At 37.7% G+C, this 19,197-nt stretch carries 19 protein-coding genes; 10 read left to right on the plus strand and 9 right to left on the minus strand.

Annotated elements, in window-relative coordinates; translation table 11 throughout:
• Nucleotides 1–2,703, minus strand: a complete 2,703-nt coding sequence (locus tag ACTIEI_RS00170; RefSeq protein ID WP_439504249.1) for an SLBB domain-containing protein — start codon at nt 2,701–2,703, stop codon at nt 1–3.
• A 214-nt stretch (nt 2,704–2,917) separates the two neighbouring features.
• On the opposite strand from ACTIEI_RS00170, the gene porV reads away from it, so the two are divergent.
• From porV to ACTIEI_RS00190, 4 genes are read left to right on the plus strand one after another with little or no spacing between them, the layout of a single operon-like run.
• Nucleotides 2,918–4,084, plus strand: coding sequence for a type IX secretion system outer membrane channel protein PorV (porV, locus tag ACTIEI_RS00175; protein ID WP_439504250.1), 1,167 nt, complete (start codon nt 2,918–2,920; stop codon nt 4,082–4,084).
• Entirely contained in the window at nt 4,084–5,424 is a 1,341-nt protein-coding gene (locus ACTIEI_RS00180; RefSeq protein ID WP_439504251.1) for a UDP-N-acetylmuramoyl-tripeptide--D-alanyl-D-alanine ligase, read from the plus strand. The genes porV and ACTIEI_RS00180 overlap by 1 nt, the downstream gene beginning before the upstream one ends.
• A gap of 35 nt (nt 5,425–5,459) precedes the next feature.
• Nucleotides 5,460–6,131 (plus strand): hypothetical protein, encoded by a 672-nt coding sequence (locus ACTIEI_RS00185; RefSeq protein WP_439504252.1) that lies wholly within the window; start codon nt 5,460–5,462, stop codon nt 6,129–6,131.
• A gap of 37 nt (nt 6,132–6,168) precedes the next feature.
• Entirely contained in the window at nt 6,169–6,993 is an 825-nt protein-coding gene (locus tag ACTIEI_RS00190) for a DUF2490 domain-containing protein (RefSeq protein WP_439504253.1), read from the plus strand.
• 3 nt (nt 6,994–6,996) lie between these two features.
• On the opposite strand, the gene ACTIEI_RS00195 is transcribed toward ACTIEI_RS00190, so the two are convergent.
• Complete coding sequence (locus tag ACTIEI_RS00195) at nt 6,997–7,452, minus strand: DUF983 domain-containing protein (protein ID WP_439504254.1); 456 nt, start codon at nt 7,450–7,452, stop codon at nt 6,997–6,999.
• Between the two features lie 505 nt (nt 7,453–7,957).
• Here ACTIEI_RS00195 and ACTIEI_RS00200 point away from each other — a divergent pair.
• The 6 genes from ACTIEI_RS00200 (at nt 7,958) to ACTIEI_RS00225 (ending at nt 10,324) form a co-directional block, all read left to right on the plus strand.
• Complete coding sequence (locus tag ACTIEI_RS00200; protein WP_439504255.1) at nt 7,958–8,239, plus strand: DUF1778 domain-containing protein; 282 nt, start codon at nt 7,958–7,960, stop codon at nt 8,237–8,239.
• Nucleotides 8,236–8,742 (plus strand): GNAT family N-acetyltransferase, encoded by a 507-nt coding sequence (locus ACTIEI_RS00205; protein ID WP_439504256.1) that lies wholly within the window; start codon nt 8,236–8,238, stop codon nt 8,740–8,742. The genes ACTIEI_RS00200 and ACTIEI_RS00205 overlap by 4 nt, the downstream gene beginning before the upstream one ends.
• A 61-nt stretch (nt 8,743–8,803) precedes the next feature.
• Nucleotides 8,804–9,046 (plus strand): DUF6364 family protein, encoded by a 243-nt coding sequence (locus ACTIEI_RS00210; protein WP_439504257.1) that lies wholly within the window; start codon nt 8,804–8,806, stop codon nt 9,044–9,046.
• Nucleotides 9,036–9,458, plus strand: a complete 423-nt coding sequence (locus ACTIEI_RS00215; RefSeq protein ID WP_439504258.1) for a type II toxin-antitoxin system VapC family toxin — start codon at nt 9,036–9,038, stop codon at nt 9,456–9,458. The genes ACTIEI_RS00210 and ACTIEI_RS00215 overlap by 11 nt, the downstream gene beginning before the upstream one ends.
• Before the next feature lie 186 nt (nt 9,459–9,644).
• Nucleotides 9,645–9,935, plus strand: a complete 291-nt coding sequence (locus tag ACTIEI_RS00220) for a hypothetical protein (protein ID WP_439504259.1) — start codon at nt 9,645–9,647, stop codon at nt 9,933–9,935.
• The gene (locus ACTIEI_RS00225) at nt 9,935–10,324 is read left to right on the plus strand and encodes a type II toxin-antitoxin system PemK/MazF family toxin (protein ID WP_439504260.1); all 390 of its coding nucleotides are present in this window, start codon (nt 9,935–9,937) and stop codon (nt 10,322–10,324) included. The genes ACTIEI_RS00220 and ACTIEI_RS00225 overlap by 1 nt, the downstream gene beginning before the upstream one ends.
• Nucleotides 10,325–10,344: 20 nt before the next feature.
• On the opposite strand, the gene ACTIEI_RS00230 is transcribed toward ACTIEI_RS00225, so the two are convergent.
• The 7 genes from ACTIEI_RS00230 to ACTIEI_RS00260 form a co-directional block, all read right to left on the minus strand.
• The gene (locus ACTIEI_RS00230) at nt 10,345–10,995 is read right to left on the minus strand and encodes a hypothetical protein (RefSeq protein ID WP_439504261.1); all 651 of its coding nucleotides are present in this window, start codon (nt 10,993–10,995) and stop codon (nt 10,345–10,347) included.
• 313 nt (nt 10,996–11,308) lie between these two features.
• Nucleotides 11,309–12,676 (minus strand): hypothetical protein, encoded by a 1,368-nt coding sequence (locus ACTIEI_RS00235; protein WP_439504262.1) that lies wholly within the window; start codon nt 12,674–12,676, stop codon nt 11,309–11,311.
• Nucleotides 12,677–12,714: 38 nt separating this feature from the next.
• The gene (locus ACTIEI_RS00240) at nt 12,715–15,534 is read right to left on the minus strand and encodes a carboxypeptidase regulatory-like domain-containing protein (protein ID WP_439504263.1); all 2,820 of its coding nucleotides are present in this window, start codon (nt 15,532–15,534) and stop codon (nt 12,715–12,717) included.
• An 86-nt stretch (nt 15,535–15,620) separates the two neighbouring features.
• Nucleotides 15,621–17,117 (minus strand): sulfatase-like hydrolase/transferase, encoded by a 1,497-nt coding sequence (locus ACTIEI_RS00245; RefSeq protein WP_439504264.1) that lies wholly within the window; start codon nt 17,115–17,117, stop codon nt 15,621–15,623.
• Nucleotide 17,118: 1 nt separating this feature from the next.
• A complete protein-coding gene (locus tag ACTIEI_RS00250; protein WP_439504265.1) occupies nt 17,119–18,381 on the minus strand; it encodes a type II toxin-antitoxin system HipA family toxin in 1,263 nt (420 codons plus the stop codon).
• Between the two features lie 6 nt (nt 18,382–18,387).
• On the minus strand, nt 18,388–18,699 hold the full coding sequence (locus ACTIEI_RS00255; protein WP_439504266.1) for a helix-turn-helix transcriptional regulator: 312 nt from the start codon (nt 18,697–18,699) through the stop codon (nt 18,388–18,390).
• A gap of 63 nt (nt 18,700–18,762) precedes the next feature.
• Nucleotides 18,763–19,116: a helix-turn-helix domain-containing protein gene (locus ACTIEI_RS00260; RefSeq protein WP_439504267.1), complete on the minus strand. Its 354-nt coding sequence runs from the start codon at nt 19,114–19,116 to the stop codon at nt 18,763–18,765.
• Between the last annotated feature and the right edge of the window lie 81 nt (nt 19,117–19,197).

Here is a 19,197-nt window from a genome sequence, read left to right on the forward strand (position 1 = left end):
TTATCTAGTTGCTGCTAATATTAATCCCAACGCACTTCCAAATGCTAATAATTTTGTCATAAACTTATCCCAATCTACCTGCTTTGCTTCTTTTCGCTCAGGTTTTGGTGGCTTCATTGCTGTTACCATAATACGATCTCCATATAAAACACTGGGATATTTTTTAAAGAATAAGAACCGGTTGGTTTTTTTAATCAACCCATTTTCACGCACTACCAATACAGAAGACCGTTCTGCATCCCGTTTAAATCCTCCTGCAAAATTTTTGATATACCATCTAGCAGAATAATTTCCTTGGTAGTTTACTTGTAATAGTTTTTGGTTTTCGCCTAGTATATATCGAGTCCCCATCGTTTCAATCTTCACAATATTATTCAAACGAGGGACAGTGATTAAATCTCCTGGCAACAGGATAGGATCTTTTGCGGTATTACCCTTATTATCCAATGCATCTGCTGCATTAAACACAACCAAACCAGAATTATCAACATATCTAATTAAACTAATATTGGCGATATCTGCAAATTGATTAAAGCCCTCGGCTTGTGATATCAATTCAGAAAATTGGAACCTCTTAGACGTCATGCTATAAACACCTGGTGTTTTAACTTCCCCATTAATGGTTACAAAATCTTGTAACTGAAATTCAGGTATTCTTCTTACCACTACATAGTCTAATGGTTGTAATTCAAATTGAGCACCACTGATTACATTGAACTCTGGATCAATCGTTAAAGATAATACTTGCTTATCAGGTGCTCTTTCTTTGTTAAAACGTAACCTAAAAATGTCTACCCTATTTAAATTTGAACCTAGCGTAACACCACCCGCTAATTTAATCAGGTCTTTTATTTTCAGCGTACTATCATAACGAATACTAATCGGGTTATTAACTTCACCCGCAATGCTTACATTGAATTCGCGCTTGTAAGTATCCTTATTTAATACTACCAAACGATCTCCTGGTTTTAATTTATAGCCCGCTTCATCATTTAAGCTCACAGGGATATATTCTGTTTTCTTGGCATTGAATGGGTCTGTTCTATAAACATAAGCATTGAACGAAGCAGCAGGTTTTAATTCTCCCGCTAATCCCAAAGCTTCTTTAATGCTTATGCTTTGATCGTATCTGAAAGGTCTTTCAAATGGATTTCTAACTTCTCCAACAACTGCAATATTGAATAAGTCGGTATAACGCGCCTGATCGTAAATTATGACTTCGTCTTTTTTCTGCAAAGCAATATCCGCTGATTTACCCGCTAATATGGCTTCTGCATTTAGGCTAAGAATTTGAACACTTTGATCCAGGTTTTTACGAATCAAAAAGATCGGATCTAACTTGGCTTCTGGCTTTAATTTAGCTTTCTTTAATAAAGCAGATAACATTTTTGTAGTGCCTAATTCATAATTACCAGCATAATCAATGGAACCTTCAATGCTAACAAATTCAGATAAAGGGGTATTGATGGCTTTGAATCGAACAATATCGCCTCTTTTCAATTCTACATTGATTCGCTTTTTTAAGATATCCTCTAAGGAATAATCCTTAATTACCACTGCATTATTCTCGAAGCGTTCTATTTGTACAAATTCGGTATACACATTCGATTGCAAGCCTCCTGCAAAAGAAATCAACTCTGGTATACCTTCATTGTCAATCAATTCATAACGCATAGGTCTATTTACCGCACCTTGTAGGGTAACAATTTTCTCTGCTGGTGGCACATAAATAATATCGTTGTTCTGCAAATAAAAGTCGAATTGTAAAATGGGATTACGCATAAATGCATATACGTCCAAAATCTTCTTTACGCTTCCTCGCATTATTTGAATCTTACGGACACTTCCGTTATTAGTGGGTCCTCCTGCTACGGCCAATGCATTAAGTGCAGTATTGAGCGCAGATGTGGTATATGATCCCGAACGGTCAACTTCTCCGAATATATTCAGGTTAAGGGTTCTAGAAGTATTTAAAGTAAGGGCAAACTGGTCTTTGTTAAAAACGTAGAAAGAAGAAAAACGATTCACCAATAATTCTCTGGCACTTTTTAAGGTTAAGCCCGATAAGAATATCTTGGGCATTTGGGCTGGCTGGATATATCCGTTCTCATTAATCTCATACTGTAAATCGGCCTGTGATTTACCAAAAATGATGATATTAATTTTATCACCAGGTGCCAAAATATATAAATCGGGAGGGCTCGCGTCTTTTGAAATACGATAAGCTTGTAAGGTATTGTCTTTGAATATATGGTGTCCGTAAATGCTATTGGGAGATTTGGGCTCTTCTTTTACAGGTACAATTGGGGCCATTTCAGCAGCTTGCTTGGCTTTGGCAACTTGCTCATCATTGGTTTCTACTGGTTTTGCAACCACAGTATTAGTAGTTGATGTAGCAGGGGCAGTGTTTGCAGTACCTGCACCAGTTACTTTTTGTTTCTTCTCTTGCTCCATTTCATTGATGATGGCTTCAATGGTCGGGCGTTGGCCAATGATTTCCTGGTCCGACATTTTATCTACATCAATATTGCGTGTTCTCAAACGTGCTTTCACTTCATCTTCGGTAAGACCCTTGGCTGATAAAATAGCCCTGATTTGGTTCATTACCTGTGGATTGTTTCTGGCATCCTGAGAAAATACAGGATTTGCCTGGAAAGAAAACAGTACAATAAAAAGAAAAAAATAATTAAAACACCTTCTCATATAATCGATTAAATACTATGTTTATTATTCCATTTTGGAATAAAAATAACGTTATTGTTTAGAAATCATGGGGGATTGCCGCAAATGTAAGGCTAAATTAGTAAAATTAGTGATTTCTCCTTATCATTGCATAGCAGTTCCCCCTGCAATGCATAAAAAGACTGAATGGCATAATTTCTACGCTAAAAATTCGTTTTCCTTTTAATTTGATTGTATGAAAAATACACGTAAAAAATTATGTGCTTTAGCGTTTGCAAGTTTAGGGTTGGGTGCGCTATTGCCTACAGCTATAATCGCCCAAGCTGATTCTATAAATATTGTTTCTACGGCAGTGCCTTTTTTGCGCATTTCTCCCGATGCTCGAGCGGGTGGTATGGGTGATGCAGCTATTGCTACCAATCCGGATGGCAACTCCCCTTTTTGGAACCTTGCTAAAACGGCTTTTGCCGAAAAGCGTTCGGCGATTGCCTTGAACTATACCCCTTGGTTGCGCGATCTGGGCTTGAATGATGTGTATTTGGCCAGTGCGGCTGCCTATAAAAAGATTGATGATTATTCCGTGATTTCTGGGTCTATGCGTTTCTTTAGTTTGGGTAATATTCAATTAACTGATTTTTCGGGGAATGTATTGAATACTGTTAAGCCTACTGAATTTTCTTTTGATGCGGGCTATACCCGTGTGTTAAATGATCGCTTGAGTTTAGCGGTTGCCTTGCGTTACATCAATTCTAGATTGGTAGTGGGCGATGTAGGTACGGGTGTAGTGTACAAAGCAGGTAATGCTTTGGCGGGTGATGTGTCCTTATTTTACAATGGCCGTGATGAAGAGGGTCAGGGATTCAATTTTGGTGCAGTGTTATCTAACCTCGGTACCAAAGTGGGGTATACCAATGATGCGCGTAACAAAGATTTCTTGCCTGCTAACTTGGGTTTAGGTATGGCTTACACAAAAATATTAGACGAAACCAATAGCATCAGCTTTGCTTTAGATGTAAACAAATTATTGGTGCCTATGGCACCGATTAGTACCGGTGTTTTTGCTACCGACTCTGCGGCACTCTCCGATTACAGAAATACTTCGGTGGTGAGTTCTTGGATGAAATCTTTTTCTGATGGATCCAGCCTTCCTAAAAGCTTACAAATTTCTGCTGGCGTTGAATATTCTTATAACAATCAATTTAAATTACGCGCAGGCTATTTCTACGAAGACAAAACCCGCGGCAACCGCCGTTACTTCACTGCAGGTGCAGGCTTCGATATGAAGTTCTTGCAAGTGAATGTGTCTTACTTAGTACCTTCAGGAGCAGGTGTCACCCGTAATCCTTTATCGAACACTTTGCGTTTGGGCTTGGTGTTTAATTTAAGTAATGATGATTTCTAATGACCGAAGCTATTTACGAGATATATAAGCAATACCCATCCATCCAAACCGATACTCGCAAACTAAAAGCCGGCGATATTTATGTGGCGTTGAAGGGACCGAATTTCAACGGGAATCGTTTTGCACTGCAATCTTTAGAAGCTGGTGCGGCTTATGCAATTGTTGATCAATTAATATCCCCTAATGGGGAACCCATAATTGAAGGGGCTTTGCCAACAGGGCTGCGCAAGCGGCTCCTCCTCGTAGACGATGCATTAACAACATTACAGCAATTGGCGAAACACCATCGCCAACAGTTGAATATCCCTTTTATTGCCATTACAGGAAGCAACGGGAAAACAACTAGCAAAGAATTGATTTATGCGGTGTTGTCATCGCATTTTAAAACTTATACCACACAAGGAAATCTGAACAATCATATTGGCGTACCTCTCACTATTTTGAGTGTGAAGCCCGATGCGGAAATGGCCGTGATTGAAATGGGTGCAAACCACCAAAAAGAAATTGAAAGTTATTGTTCCTATACCTTGCCTTCGCACGGTGTGATTACCAACTGCGGAAAAGCCCACCTAGAAGGCTTTGGCGGAGTGGAAGGTGTTCGCAAAGGAAAGGGAGAACTCTATCAGTTTTTGCGCGAACAACATGGTACGGCATTCGTTTATGCGGATTATGATTATTTGCAGCCTATGAGTGCAGGTATCGAAAATATTGTGCAGTATGGCATTTCGGAGGGATTGGTGCAGGGGCAGATTGAAACCGCCGAACCTTTTCTAACAGTACGCATAACGACAGGGATAGATGCCACGCTGATTCATTCACAACTAGTTGGAGATTATAATCTCCCCAATATTCTTTGCGCAGTTACCATCGGAAAATATTTTGGTGTGCCTGCAGAAAAAATAATTGATGCCATCGAAAACTATGCTCCTTCCAATTCACGCTCACAATTAATTCAGCGAGGTACGAATCATATTATTTTAGATGCCTACAATGCCAACCCGAGTAGTATGAAAGTAGCGATTGAAAATTTTGCGCGTATTCATGCCCAGCGAAAAATATTAATGCTCGGTGCCATGAAAGAATTGGGCGAAGAGAGTGTGGCTGAACACCAAGCATTGATTGAGCTTATTGCATCTCTTGAATTTAAAGAAGTAGTGTTGGTAGGCGGAGACTTTGTTTACACGAAAGATTTGTTCCCCCAATACCCCAATACCCATTTTATTTACAAGGATAATTCTTTAGAAGCCCGCGATTGGCTCACTACATTAAATCCTCAAAACAGTTATATTTTAGTTAAGGGATCGCGTTCTATAAACATGGAGCATGTATTAACAGATTAGGGCATAGGCTTTGATTTTGTATCAAAAAATAAACTATGATACAAAAAAAATGGATGCTAGGACTGCTGCTCTTTTCTGCTGTAACTTTTACTGCTTGCGAACAAGCCAAACAACAAGCACAAGAACAAGCCAATCAAGTAATGAATCGCACCAATGATGAAGTGCAAAAAGTTATAAACGATTTGGGCTTAGTGTATGTAGAAGAAGGTGCTCAAACTGTAATCACTTATGATGAAGTGAATGCTGCACAACAAGCATGGTGTAATGCATTGGTAAAAATTGGAGAACTAAAAGAGTCTGGTGGCGATTACAAAGCTTACGCAAACGAAGTATTGTCTACTGCGTATAATTACGACAGTGGTAAGGTTTTCTTTAAACCTACTTTAGCTTACGGAGATCAAACTTTTAGGAACGATAAAAAGGGGGCATTGGCTTATTTCGTTGGGGGCGATCCTGATTATCCAAACGATAAAGGATTTGCATTAGCTCCATGGGTAAAAGCACGCTACGACAATGCTGGGGCAAATAACGAGGGCATTCAAATATATGGTTCTATTGCCATTACCATGGGCAATGTTTGGGTAACAGGCAAAGACGGAAAAGAAGTAATGGTTGATAAAACTTTTGTTTTCAAAAAAGGAAAAGATGGCAAGTTGCGCATCATTGTACACAAGTCTGCCTTGCCGTTTAGCCCAACTACAAAATAAAAAATCACGAAAAAAATATACCCGAAATATATTTATCATGCAAGCACTTTTAATGAATATACGTACGGTATATTTTTTTCTACTTTTTTTCTTGATGATTATTGCTCCCCCCGAAGCAAGCGCGCAAGGACCAGGAACACCTAGTGGCCCAAATCCAAGCGCCCCAGCCAATCGCTCAACACATTATAATACGGTTGGCTGGTTTAATTATTTTGGCACGATTAAACTTTCATCCAAATGGGGATTACACACCGAATACCAGTTCAGGCGCAACGATTTAATTAATAGTTGGCAGCAGGGTTTATTGCGCGTTGGTATTAATTATCAAGCAAGCCCGAATCTATTGTTGCGGGCAGGTTATGCATGGATTGAAACTTACGCGTATGGAGAAATTCCGATTAATGGGCTGGGCCGAGATTTTACTGAGCACCGTTTGTTTCAGATGGCGCAGCTATCTCATCAAGAAGGGTTGATTTCGATATCACATCGCTTTATGCTAGAGCAACGTTTTGTAGGAAGATACAGTTCAGCAGCAGTAACTAAAGAAGATGAATTTCCATTGATGCATAGAGCACGTTATATGCTCAGATTACAAGCTCCGTTAAAAGGCCGTACAATAAAAGACAAAACACCCTATGCCGCAGCTTACAATGAAGTCATGATTGGATTTGGCAAAAATGTTGCAGCTAATATTTTTGACCAAAACCGCATAGGACTTTTACTAGGGTATCGATTCAATAAAACCTTCCGCATAGAAGCCGGCTACTTTAATCAAACCCTACAATTTGGCCGACTCATTAACGGCCGCAATATTTTCCAAAGCAATAGCGGATTAATCGTCAATACGAATTTTAATTTCTAAGATTTACCAATTCGCAAACTGATCTTTATTGATTCTCTCAGGAGCTTTGATTGGTTTCGTTTTCCAATTGGGTTCGTATTTTACAAACCAACTTAACCAAAGCGATCGGGCTAAACGCATCATTGGGGGCTGCAGTATTAGTAGCAAAGCAATATTGGTTCCCAACCAATAGAAAATTCTATTGTCGTCAATATCAAAAGTCATTCCTATTAATACTTTCCAAGCCACAAAAGTGCTTACCGTTAACGCAACAGAAAGCGCATAGCTCACATAACCAGTGCCGTAATAAAAACCCACTTCAATTTCTGTAGGCTGATGACAAACCGGGCAGGTTTCATTCATTTCAGTGGCGCTACCCTTGAAGCTGTAAGCAGATTTACGCTTAAACAACTCCCCTTCTCTACATCTAGGACACTTATTGGTGAGGGCACTTACTAAATAGGTTTTCTGAAGATCCATGTTTTATCCTTTACCTCACAAAGGTACTTAATTATAGCTGCTGGCTATGTAACAAAAGTAGAATAGTAGGTTAAATAACGGCTCCGGCCAATTGCGCGAAAGTTTTGCTCCCCCGGGAGAAACAAAAACTAAAAAGGTAAAAAAAATATACCGAAATGATATGTGGCTCACGGTATATTTTTTATTCAATTTACATCTTTGATGTCCCCCCCCTCTGATTTTCATCGTTTTGAGAAGCTCTTTCTTCGACGGTTTTCCATAATAAATTTACAGTTGAAAAACCCAAAATTCTGCAGCTAATACGCATATTAGAAACCCATAGAAATACTAGTTTTCATTTTGAAAAAAGAAAAACTATGGCAAGACTAAAAACAGATTTCGAGGAAGTTATTCCGCTAAAGATGATATTCGAATTAAACTTCGCAGAAACTTATGTTTGGTGCTGGGATTTACGATTTAGGTTCGTACGGTTATTTTCCGTACTTTTGAGAAACAATTTTTTGTCATGAGAACTTCTACCCAATCCAGATTTGATACAAGGCTATCTAAAGAACAAAAAGAATTTTTTGAATATGCGGCTCAACTTGGTGGCTTTAGAACTTTAACCGAATTTGTTATACACTCAACGCAAACGCAAGCAACTCAGATTGTTGAAAAACACCAGTCAATTTTACAATCAAAAAAAGATCAAGCGATTTTCTTCGATGCTTTAATGAATCCTCCTAAGCCAAATACTAATCTAAAAAAAGCTGTTGCTCGCTATAATAAAACTATCAATCAAAAATGAACTACTTTATTGAGCCTTTAAATGCCAATCATATTAGAAAGAATTTTTCTTGTGGTAAAAGCATTTTAGACGACTACATAAAAGTTCAAGCACGCCAAGATATTAAGAGAAAATTATCCACATGTTTTGTATTAACAGATGAAGAAAATAATGTAATCGGTTACTATACATTATCAAATACCGCAATTGAAAGAGATATACTTCCGAATGAAATAATAAAAAAATTACCACCATCGTATAAAAATTTACCGGCAACATTGTTAGGTAGATTAGCTGTAGACCAAAATAATTTTGGTAAAAAACTGGGCGAATTTTTATTAATAGATGCAATGAAAAAAAGCGTCGCAGTTGCTAAAGAAAGTATAGGCTCAATGGCTTTAATCGTAGATCCAATAGACGAAAATGCAATAGCATTTTATACAAAATATGGTTTTATACAATTGCCACATAGCGGTAAGATGTTTCTTCCGATGCAAACCATCGCTAAATTATTTATAGATTGAAGCAAAAAACTGAGAAAATATATTTATACGCATATTTTAATTTTATGCGTATTTTTGACTTATGAAATCTAGATTAAACCTCACTATTGAAAATAGCCTGCTAGAAGATGTTAAAAGCTATGCTGTAAAAAATAAACGAAGTATTTCTGATTTAGTAGAAAGCTATTTTAAAAAAGTCACAAGACCATCAAAGCGAAAAAATATAATTGATTTAGTAGAGAAGCTTGAAAAACCAACAATCAATGATAATGCCGATTTAAAGGATTTGTACTATAAAGAAAATGCAAAAAAACATGGCTTTTAAAGTTTTCATTGATGCCAATATATTATTAGACTTTACTTTAAAGCGTTCCGAATATGCTCAATCAAAAAAAATCATCGAACTTGCAATTGAAGGAACGGTAGAAGCATATATCACTCCTTCTATCGTTCATAAATTGGGCTATTGGCTAACGAAAGAATATGGAAATTCAAAAGCTAAGGAATTACTTTTAGCATTACTATCAGATATTACCGTCATAGATATACCTCATGAAATTGTTGTAAATGCGCTGCATTCAAAAATGAATGACATTGAAGATGCTTTGATATACTTCACCGCTATTCATTATAAGCTTGACTACTTTATTTCAAGAGATAAAAGTCTTCAAAAACAAGGTACTCCAACTTTACCAATTTATACTCCAAAAGAATTTTTAGCTGAATTGACCCAATAACACCAATACTTTGGTTGCCCCCGGAGAAACAAAACATAAGAAGCTAAAAAAAATATACCGAAATGATATGTGGCTTACGGTATATTTTTTATTCAATTTACAGTTGAAAAAACCAAAACAGTACGGCTAATACGCATATTAGAAACCTATAGGAATACTAGTTTTCATTTTGAAAAAAATAAAACTATGGCAAGGATAAAACCAGATTTTGAGGAAGTTATTCCGCTTAAGATGATACCGCTTTCACTCAAGCTGAACCCAACAGTATTAGACAATATGGAAGCGGTTAGGGCAATCATCAAACAAAATAGAAATACCTATATCAACCTGGCTATAGATGCCTTCAACCACTATCATCGCTATAAAATGATTAAGAAAAGAATGGATCAAGATGCATATAATGTAACTACGTATTACTTGGAAATATTTAAAGAATTTGAAGAAATTAATCAAAGTGGAATCCTTAAAGAATTATAATGACAGAAGAAATAAAACCAGTTGAAAAGAAAGCATACAGATGGCCAGCATATAGCAAAAATATTAAACAGTTTGAGATCTGGACCGTTGAATGGAGAAACAACCCAAACGATGTAAAACATGCAGTTATAGTGCAAGGCAATGCATTAAATGAAGCATCTCCCATGACCTTCTTAGTTTGCCCTCTATCAAAGTATTATCCCCATATAAGGCACTGGTTTTTAAGGCAGTATATTGATCTTCAAGATAAAGGCAGATATACAATTTTAGTTGATAATATCACCACCATTTCAGCAGAAGCTCTATTAGACCGAATAGATATATTAAAACTAGAAGAACAACAACGCTTACGCAGAAATATTTCTTTAATATTGGGATTCACTATCTAACCTGAAATGGAACAATATGATTAATTCATAGTAGCTGTTGGCTTTATAGCTTTAGGTTTAAGGCTTTGTAGTAGGGCTGCGGTTTCTGGCTGAATGGGGAAATAATAAAAGCCGCCATCTTTTATAAAGTACATATAGGCGCAATTGCCATTGGCTTGCGTGGTCTCGCCTGGATTTTTCGAAGCCCCTTGGGTATTAAAATAAACGGTCTTCAACTCTTGCGTGCCCTTGAAGAAAAATATTTTTCCTTCTGATCGGCATTTCATTACTTCTGTTCGCAATAAAAATAATTGATCGAGATTTTTTAAAATCGGTTGCACTACTTCTGCTGCGGATGTATTGTAGTGTTTGTAAAATCGTGTATATCTTAAAGAGTCTTTTCCGAAGGGATCGGTGAAGTATAAAATTTGTACGCTGTCTGCTTGATGCAGACCCGCGATGTCTAGTCCTGTGTTTGTTTTGATTGCACCTGCTGCGCCATCAGGTTCTGGTCCATCAACTGATTCTAGCTCAGTATCTGAGACCTCAATAGTCTTCGTTGTAGTTCTTGTTGTGGTGGTTTCGCAGGCTGTGAAGGAGAGCATAAGGGCGCCCCCCAGAATAAGTTTAAATAAAACATTCGAAAAAATATGCTTAAAGTATATTTTGCGCACGGTATATTTTTTTGACAAATTTAGTTATTAAATTCGGCCCGCCTACTTTACAATCGCAACGCGAGTGCCGCCTACTTTACAATCGCAACGCGAGTGCCGCCTAGATGCGAGGACCGGGCCGAGCACGGGCGCGAGCGCCGCCTAGATGCGCGGGCCGTAACAATTGCTCCGCCTAAATGCGTGGCGCGCCCTGCAAAAAAGAACCCCCATGAAAATGGGGGTTCGGTTCTTAACTGTTATATGAACACTGCGACGTTATGCATTCGCAGTGTGAGAGAAATTTAAGCGACAGCTACAATCGCTCAGCAAATCCTAGTATGAATTAGTTTTACTAGTATGTGTTGGTTTGTGGTGTATAGCTTGCCCATCCTGATGTCCAGTTGGTGGTACCAAATGCCCCACGGAATGTTCCTGGTGTAAAGAATGCATCCATACCTGTAAAGCTTGCGCCTGTTAATGCTGGTGAACCTGCCATTGGTAAGAAGTTAGGTGCGGTTACATTAAACGGTGCGGTCAACATAATATCTGCTGCATTGGTATAAGTTATGCTTCCATTTGCTTCAACCTTTGTTCTTACTGCAGCGGCTGTAATCACCCCACCTGCTGATGCATCTACTTTGTACGCATCTGCTAATGCATGTACTAAGTTGTTTCTGAAAACTGATGTGTCATTGTTAAATGCAGTTGCTGTTAATGCAGACTCCATTGAGAACCCTCCTTTAGGGAAGCCCATCAAGATTGAGTTGCGTACATCAAATCTTACCCCTCTTCTCCATCTGTGTGCAAAGTTTTCCAATGCCTGTGTGTTTGGCGCTCCGTTAGAGCCTATCCAAGTGAAGTTGCTCAACTCTGGGCGGGTGAATGGTCTTGCTGATGTTCCCGCTCCATCATTGTCTGCTTCTACTCCATTGCCTGCATCAGAATCTCCAATTTCTGGATTACGCTGTGCTACTGCATACTGGATTTTTCCTGTGTAACCAAAATCGAAATCGTAATCATCATCTGATGTTGCATAAGACAATAAATACTTTAAGTTAACGGTACCACCAAAAAACTCATACGCATCGTCATTTCCGTAAGAAACCTGAATGTATTCAAGTGTAGTGCCTGAACCAACACCCCCCAGTGTTAATCCATTAATTTCACTTCCAGGTTCTGCCGCAATTCCTGCGAACTCAATACGCACATAACGCATGGTTCCTGAGTTGTCATTTGCAGTAGTACCGCCATATCTTCTATCTACCCCACCTTCTACCAATGGTGCTGGTGATAACGGTCTGTTGGTTGGTGCATTTCCTAAAAGGATGATTCCGCCCCAATCTCCGCGTAAGCGTGATCCGGCTGCTCTTCCTGAAGTAAATACAATTGGATTAGAAGCTGTTCCATTCGCTTCTATCTTTGCTCCGCGCTCAATAATTAAAGCACCTTTTTGAGAGATATCACTCTTCAAAATGGTTCCTGCTGGAATGGTTAATGTTGCGCCTTGTTGAAAGTATACATATCCTTGAATGGTATATGTACCACCGGTTAATGTGATGCTTCTTTCATAAGAACCTTTTAAGATTCTGGTAGTGTTGGGATCATCTGCATTAGCACCTGTACCTCCACCTGCGATAGGATCTTCAAAGTTTACTTTTACGCATGAAGTTGCTGTTAATGCAAGCATTCCTGCGAATAATAGTTGAGTAAGCTTATTCATTGTCTTAGTTTTAAGCGTGTTTGTTTAAATCGAAACTTTTATTTTTTAAAGTTGATATCGTAACTAAATGATACGGTAACAGTAGTGCCTGGTCTGTATGCATAGTTGATGCGATCGCCTGCTGCAAAATTGTATCCTGGCTTTGTATCTGCATTATCGTAGAATGCAAATTGGTTATTGAAAATATCTGATACGGTTAATTTGAACTCACCTGCATTATTCAACACTTTCTTTGATACTTGTAAGTCTAATAAATTTCTGCTCTTCTCGTAGATATCGTAGAAGCCCGCTCCTTCTGGATCTCCTACTAAAGATAATCTTGGTCCTTGTCTATTGTATAAGATAGATGCGTTGAATCCTTTCTCTGTATTCGTATATTGGAATCCTGCGTTGATTAAGTAAGGGGATTGTCCAAACAAAGGTCTGTTCTGGGTAGTTTCTTTTCCACTTGCTTGAGTAGTATTCAACTTAACTGTTGATTTCAATACAGTAGCGTTACCAATGAAAGTGAAGTCTTTTAATTTATCGCTGATGAAATCCATTCCCTTTCTGATCTCCACTTCTGCTCCTACTAATGTTGCTGATGCTGCATTGGTGTAGCTGAATAACCAACGGTCACCATTACTACCGCCGTCCATTCTCAATTCAATTGGATCAGTGAAACGTTTAGTGAACACACCAAACGAAATCATTTCACCAGACTTAGGATAGTATTCGTAACGAACGTCTACGTTTAAAATTTTTGTTCTTCTTAAAGAAGTATCTCCACCAATACCCCAGATGCTTTCGTAATCAAAGAACTGGAAAGGTGCAATTTCACGGAACTCAGGACGAGCTACTGTTTGTGATACTGCAAAACGAATCTGGTGTTGGTTATTAAATGAGTTAGTGATATTTAATGATGGTAAGAAATCCCACTTCTCTGTGTTTACTCTTACTCTGTTTAATGCTAGGTCGCGGCTGCTCAAGAATTGCTCAAAAAACTCTGCTCTTGCTCCCCAGATTACTCTTAAGCTATTCGATAATTTATTATCAAACATTAAGTATCCACTATTGAGTGCAGAAATTCCGAAATAACGATCGGTGTTTTGTGTTTGCTCTTCAATCAACAATCCATTGCTGTTCATATTGCTGCTCAAGAACATTTGATCATAGGGCTTGTTCACGTCAACACCGTTGGTTACTGGTCTGTAGCGGAATACTCTTGCATTGAAATCTCGGAAACGTAATAAAGTAGATCCGCCAATTTTCATGGTTTGCTTTTGGCTGCCCATATTAAATGGAACAATCAATGTGCTATTCAATCCTGTTGAATAATCTTTTAAATCAGAGAAGAATCTTCTTGAATCATCTTCATCCAGTGTGAACGGTGATGATGGTGCTGATGAACTTTTTACAAATTGTGCCGTTCTAAAATCGGGCTGTGTTTTACTATTGAAAGAGCCATTCGCATTCCAGATAAATTTGATGCCACGGCTCTTGCTTAATAAGTGTTCTCCTTCTAATTGGCTGCTCAACAATAAACGTTGATTCGCAAAATTAGATCTTAACGAAATAGTTTGTAAACGACCTACGTTGTCTAAGGTTCTGTTTAAATAATTCTCTTCATACACTTGGTTCACTAAATTTCTGAAAGAGATTTTAGTTGCGCCTTTTACATAAGTAAAGTTGGCCATTAAACCTAAGTTGGTAGAATACCTGTTTTGTACTTCAGACCCTGTGAATATAGAAGTTCTCGCTTTTTCAAAACGACCTCTCTCAACATCATCATAAATGATAGATGCATTTCTGTAATAAACAGATATGATAGATCCTAACTTTCCTTCGTTCTTAAATGTCTTTGTATTAGACCATGCCATATTTACTGTGGTGATTGGAGCCGCCGTGGTTACGCGCTCTCTAAACGCATTGCCATTAAAGTCTTTGCTGATCGCAATTTTGTCTGCATCTGGTAAGCTTCTGTAAGTAACCGTATTAGGCATGCTCGCTGGTAAGTTGCGATCCCCTCCGTCAAAACCTAACCATGCAGTGCTGCTGCGTTCGTTGCTAGTAAAGCTTTTGAACGTACTCTGAGAGTTATATCCCAAAGAAACCGTAACATTCAATTGATTTTTTGTAGGGATATCACGCGTGTTCACCTGTACCAATCCACCTGCAAACTCACCTGGCAAATCAGGTGTTGCTGTTTTATTGATAACGATATTATCAATCATTGCAGCTGGGATAATATCAAAGCTAAATGCTTTTTTATCTGGCTCTGAACTTGGCATTAATGCATTGTTCAATAATGCTTGGTTGTAACGATCGCTTAATCCACGAACCACTACAAATTTATTATCTTGAATAGAAGCACCACTCACACGCTTTAATACGTCTGATGTATTTCTATCGGGTGTTCTTCTGATGAAGTCTGCTGCTAATCCACTTGACATGGCTGTGTTGGTTTTTTGAAACACAATCATGGCATTTGAACTCTCTTTACGTGCAGATGAACGTACAACTACTTCTGTAGTGGTTGTTTTAACTTCTAAAACTACATTAAGGTCATTGCCTTCAATACCTGCTTTTACTTCTATATCTTCTAACACTTTGGTTTGATATCCTACGCGTGAAAAAGTAAGTGTGTACTTACCTGCTTTTACTGGAATACTAAAGCGTCCTTCTAAGTCTGCTGCTACGGTGCTATTGGTAGGACCCGATACCTTAATAGATGTTCCTGATAAATTTTCGTTATTAGCTGAGATTACTTTACCATTGATCTTGGCTTGCGCAAATACAGCGGTAGCCACTATAGTGAACAAAAAAGTAAAAAATAATCTGATAGCTGGGGGTTGTTGCATCACTTGAATATTTTTCATGGTGCAAAACTACCAGCACAGTGTTACCTCAATGTTAAGGCACTGTTACGCAATTGTTATGGGAATGTTACCAAATTGTTATCTCCTTATTTTTTGCGGCGGATGATTAGGTAAGGCACGGTTTTCATATTATATAGGCCGCGGGTCCTAAAATCGGGGTTAGCGTGGTCTCCTATGATGAGGATGCGGTCGAAATCTTTGGATTCTGCGACCCGCTTAAACGTATGCTTAATAATCGATGCTATCCGATAAAACTGATCGTAGGCTTGCTGGTTTTCTTTAAAGCTCTTGAATAACTCGCGTTTGATTTTATAATAATGCTTACCGTCTATATTATTCTTTACATCGAATCTAAAAGGTGTATGCGTATTAATCGTAAGCGCATAAGCAAATACTTTTTCATAGCGTTTGCTTTCGTTGAGGATACTATCAATTAAGTTTTCATCGAATACGGCTTGATAGGTATTTTCTTTATTGTCTTTGTAATGTTTGCTCAGTTCTTCGTAATAAAAACGACTTTTAAATCCGAGTGCTCTTCTAAATCCTTCTGCATTACTCATATTACTGCCGTATTGTTTAGAAGCAGTGAAGCCTGCGATAGTATGATAACCGTTTTTATTTTTAAATTCAGTGATATTATGGGGCGGCTTTACATTTCGCTCCAGGAAGGCCCTGTATGATTCTTCGTCGTTCATATTGAGTAACTCACGTCCTTCTGCTGAACTGGTATTTCCGTGAAAACAAGTGCGCCCGAATTCTAAACTGTAATTATTAGTGAGATTGGAACCTTGTTGCTTAAATAAGGTCTTTATATGATTGATGAGTTTCTCTTGCTCCTTTGGTTCTGCTAGTTCTCCCCAACTTTCCATTAAGAGTAGAAAGTCTTTATTTGCATTGGTGTCTTGTAAATACTGAATAGTGGGTGCTAAGGTTGTAGCAATTTCGTCCTCCGTAGTGTTGCATTGATATGGCGTGATGGATGTTTTGCCCTTGCTGTACTTGTAATAATCCGAATGAATCACATTGATTTTATTTTTTCCGATATAGCTTATATAGAGTTTTCTCCAAGTAAAAAAGGATGCACTTTCATTATTTGTAGCAGCATTGGGTATTGCACGAGAAGAAAGAATTGTTATGACGGGAGCTACCAACTCTGCAATCAATAGCATAATTGCAAACACCGGCACCACATAAATTTGACGGCGCATGCTCTTGATTAATTTTACCTGAACCCATACGATGCCCGATATAGCTGCGGCTGCAATCAACAAGTAAACAAATGCGATGATGAAATTGCCGGGGCTCAAGAATATATAATTCATGCGCGCATAAAAGTTGAACATATTAAAGAAGAACAACTGCGGCACGAGTACGATGGCATATATAGCTAGTGAGATAAATTGTAAAATGTAAAACCATTTATAATGGCTGGTGAATAATAGTAATAAACAATTAATAACGAAAATAAAACTGAGATTAATCGTGATTTCAGGATGACCTAAAATTAATTGCGGCGCTTGTTCAATCATTAATTGAATGGTAACGAGCAATATTAATTTGAGTATAGCAGAGAAGTGTTGCATATTAATTATTTATAAATGCCGACTCCATTCTTTGTTGTTCGGCTTTTGGTATTTTATAATAAGTAGCAACTTTACGCCAATCTTTTACAACTGTTGTAATTTTTTTAATAATTCTATTGGCTTTATCACTAGACAATTTAAAATAGGGAGCTACTTCAAGTGCCAAGCTCAAATCTAATGCATTGTTATGTTCAGTGATATTAATGCTTAAGCCCGAACCAAATTCATTTGGGTTCAAATCATATGCAGGGGAAAGTTTCCAACCAGCATTTGTAAGCAAAAAACCATGGTTCCTTAAATGATCATCTGTATTGCTTACACAAATATTAAAGACAATTCGCTTCCATAATTCTTCTAAATCATTTTCTACCGCTGCCCCATTTCTGAAAATAAATTCCATCAATTCTAAATAACTTGCTCCTGCTGCCTGCTCGCCATCGGTGTAACAAAGCATCGTCATTGCTGAAGCAAAATGAATTCTTTTATTATTCTTTGTTCTATCAAACCGCTTAGAACAATAAGTATGGTATTTATTATTAAACTTTACTAATAGGCCTTCTGCAACATCAATACCAGCTGATTTAGCCATTTGATTAACTACCATTTCCCAAGCAGCAATATCTTTATTGTCGTACTTACTCGGAAATTTAGCTATCCACAATTTCTTCTTTAAATCTAACACACTTGCTTTGGGCCTTGCACCACCTAATGAGGAACCTGGTGCAATTAATAAATTAATCCATTTTCTATTTGCTTTATTATCAGCATCGTCATTTTCCAAATGCAAACAGGCTTGTTCTAACTCACGTAAAGAAGTCCAAGGAGGTGTTGCGATTCCAACTTGGTCATTTAAGAAAGGACCCGATTCATATAGCTTAAATCGTAATCCTCCCATTCGATTTTCATCAAATACCCCAAGCAAATAATCAGATTCAAATAAAGTTTTTATAGACCTAGATTCCTGCTTTGCTATCATAGCTTCTCTTCTTTGAATTAAAGTTCTACCCCATCGATCCGGACAAGAATCTAAAAAGACACCAAAATTCTGTTTGTTATTTTTTGGGAAAAAAGTTCCTGGGAATAATTGTAAATCTGGATCGATTATTTGCGAAAAGCCCAATTGAAGCCAAGTATCAGTATATTCAAAAGAAAAACTCTCTTTCCCCCTTACAGTAGAAACAGCAAGATTACCCATAAGGGTGGGCATTCCTATTTGCTCCCAGTCCGCATATACCAGAATATTTTTTTTATCATTCGTAGCCATATAATATTACTTTTTGGGCGCACGCTCTTTCACTATTAACCCCAAGTCTTGTAGCTTTCTTCCTAATAAATCATCATCTGCAATTTTTAGTAAATCCTTTTCTAAGTGTAGCACAAATAAAACTTGAGCATAAGCACCTATAGAAACAGTTGGCAACCCTTTCTCTATTGATAATAGAGTAGGCCTACTAATACTTGCTCTTTCAGCAACTTGTTCAGTACTTAACTTCCTTCGCAACCTCGCTAATTTAATATTCTCCCCAAGTACGCCTAATATTTTAGTTACTGAAGGTACAACCAATTGTGTAGATTTTTTCATAATGTAAATTATATTTTACAAATATATCATTTTTGTAAAATATAATTTACATTATAATTATCATTACCAATCCGATGGCGGCTTTTTTGATTTCAATTGGTTTTTCACACTTGCTCGCTTCCTTTTTTCTAAATCTTGCTTTGCCAATAATAAAGGACTGAATATTTGCTTTGCTTGAAAAGAATCGAAGAGATGAAGTTGTTCTAGAGCCCGTAAAACTTGAATAAAACTAAGCATAGTAGCCCCACTACCATTTTCAATTTGAACAATAGTAGACCGATTAACACCAGCTATTTCCGCTATTTGCTGTTGCGTTTTATTTTGTTGCAATCTGGTTGTTTTGATAAACCCGCCAAGTTTAACTAAGATTTGTCTATCACTTAATTCATGTATCAATATGTTGGAACTTTCCGTCATAATATGCAAATATGCTCATTTGTGATGGATATAACCAACATTTTAGTCATTAATTTTCATGTCGAAAATTTTGCATTTTTT

Source organism: Sediminibacterium sp. (assembly GCF_051860225.1).
GTDB lineage: Bacteria > Bacteroidota > Bacteroidia > Chitinophagales > Chitinophagaceae > Sediminibacterium.

Coding starts and splice junctions, on each gene's coding strand:
- porV (WP_439504250.1), top strand. CDS start 2,918: ATGAAAAATACACGTAAAAAATTATGTGCTTTAGCGTTTGCAAGTTTA.
- ACTIEI_RS00200 (WP_439504255.1), top strand. CDS start 7,958: ATGAGAACTTCTACCCAATCCAGATTTGATACAAGGCTATCTAAAGAA.
- ACTIEI_RS00220 (WP_439504259.1), top strand. CDS start 9,645: ATGGCAAGGATAAAACCAGATTTTGAGGAAGTTATTCCGCTTAAGATG.
- ACTIEI_RS00170 (WP_439504249.1), bottom strand. CDS start 2,703: ATGAGAAGGTGTTTTAATTATTTTTTTCTTTTTATTGTACTGTTTTCT.
- ACTIEI_RS00205 (WP_439504256.1), top strand. CDS start 8,236: ATGAACTACTTTATTGAGCCTTTAAATGCCAATCATATTAGAAAGAAT.
- ACTIEI_RS00215 (WP_439504258.1), top strand. CDS start 9,036: ATGGCTTTTAAAGTTTTCATTGATGCCAATATATTATTAGACTTTACT.
- ACTIEI_RS00225 (WP_439504260.1), top strand. CDS start 9,935: ATGACAGAAGAAATAAAACCAGTTGAAAAGAAAGCATACAGATGGCCA.
- ACTIEI_RS00245 (WP_439504264.1), bottom strand. CDS start 17,117: ATGCAACACTTCTCTGCTATACTCAAATTAATATTGCTCGTTACCATT.
- ACTIEI_RS00185 (WP_439504252.1), top strand. CDS start 5,460: ATGATACAAAAAAAATGGATGCTAGGACTGCTGCTCTTTTCTGCTGTA.
- ACTIEI_RS00190 (WP_439504253.1), top strand. CDS start 6,169: ATGCAAGCACTTTTAATGAATATACGTACGGTATATTTTTTTCTACTT.
- ACTIEI_RS00250 (WP_439504265.1), bottom strand. CDS start 18,381: ATGGCTACGAATGATAAAAAAAATATTCTGGTATATGCGGACTGGGAG.
- ACTIEI_RS00180 (WP_439504251.1), top strand. CDS start 4,084: ATGACCGAAGCTATTTACGAGATATATAAGCAATACCCATCCATCCAA.
- ACTIEI_RS00210 (WP_439504257.1), top strand. CDS start 8,804: ATGAAATCTAGATTAAACCTCACTATTGAAAATAGCCTGCTAGAAGAT.
- ACTIEI_RS00235 (WP_439504262.1), bottom strand. CDS start 12,676: ATGAATAAGCTTACTCAACTATTATTCGCAGGAATGCTTGCATTAACA.
- ACTIEI_RS00255 (WP_439504266.1), bottom strand. CDS start 18,699: ATGAAAAAATCTACACAATTGGTTGTACCTTCAGTAACTAAAATATTA.
- ACTIEI_RS00240 (WP_439504263.1), bottom strand. CDS start 15,534: ATGAAAAATATTCAAGTGATGCAACAACCCCCAGCTATCAGATTATTT.
- ACTIEI_RS00195 (WP_439504254.1), bottom strand. CDS start 7,452: ATGGATCTTCAGAAAACCTATTTAGTAAGTGCCCTCACCAATAAGTGT.
- ACTIEI_RS00260 (WP_439504267.1), bottom strand. CDS start 19,116: ATGACGGAAAGTTCCAACATATTGATACATGAATTAAGTGATAGACAA.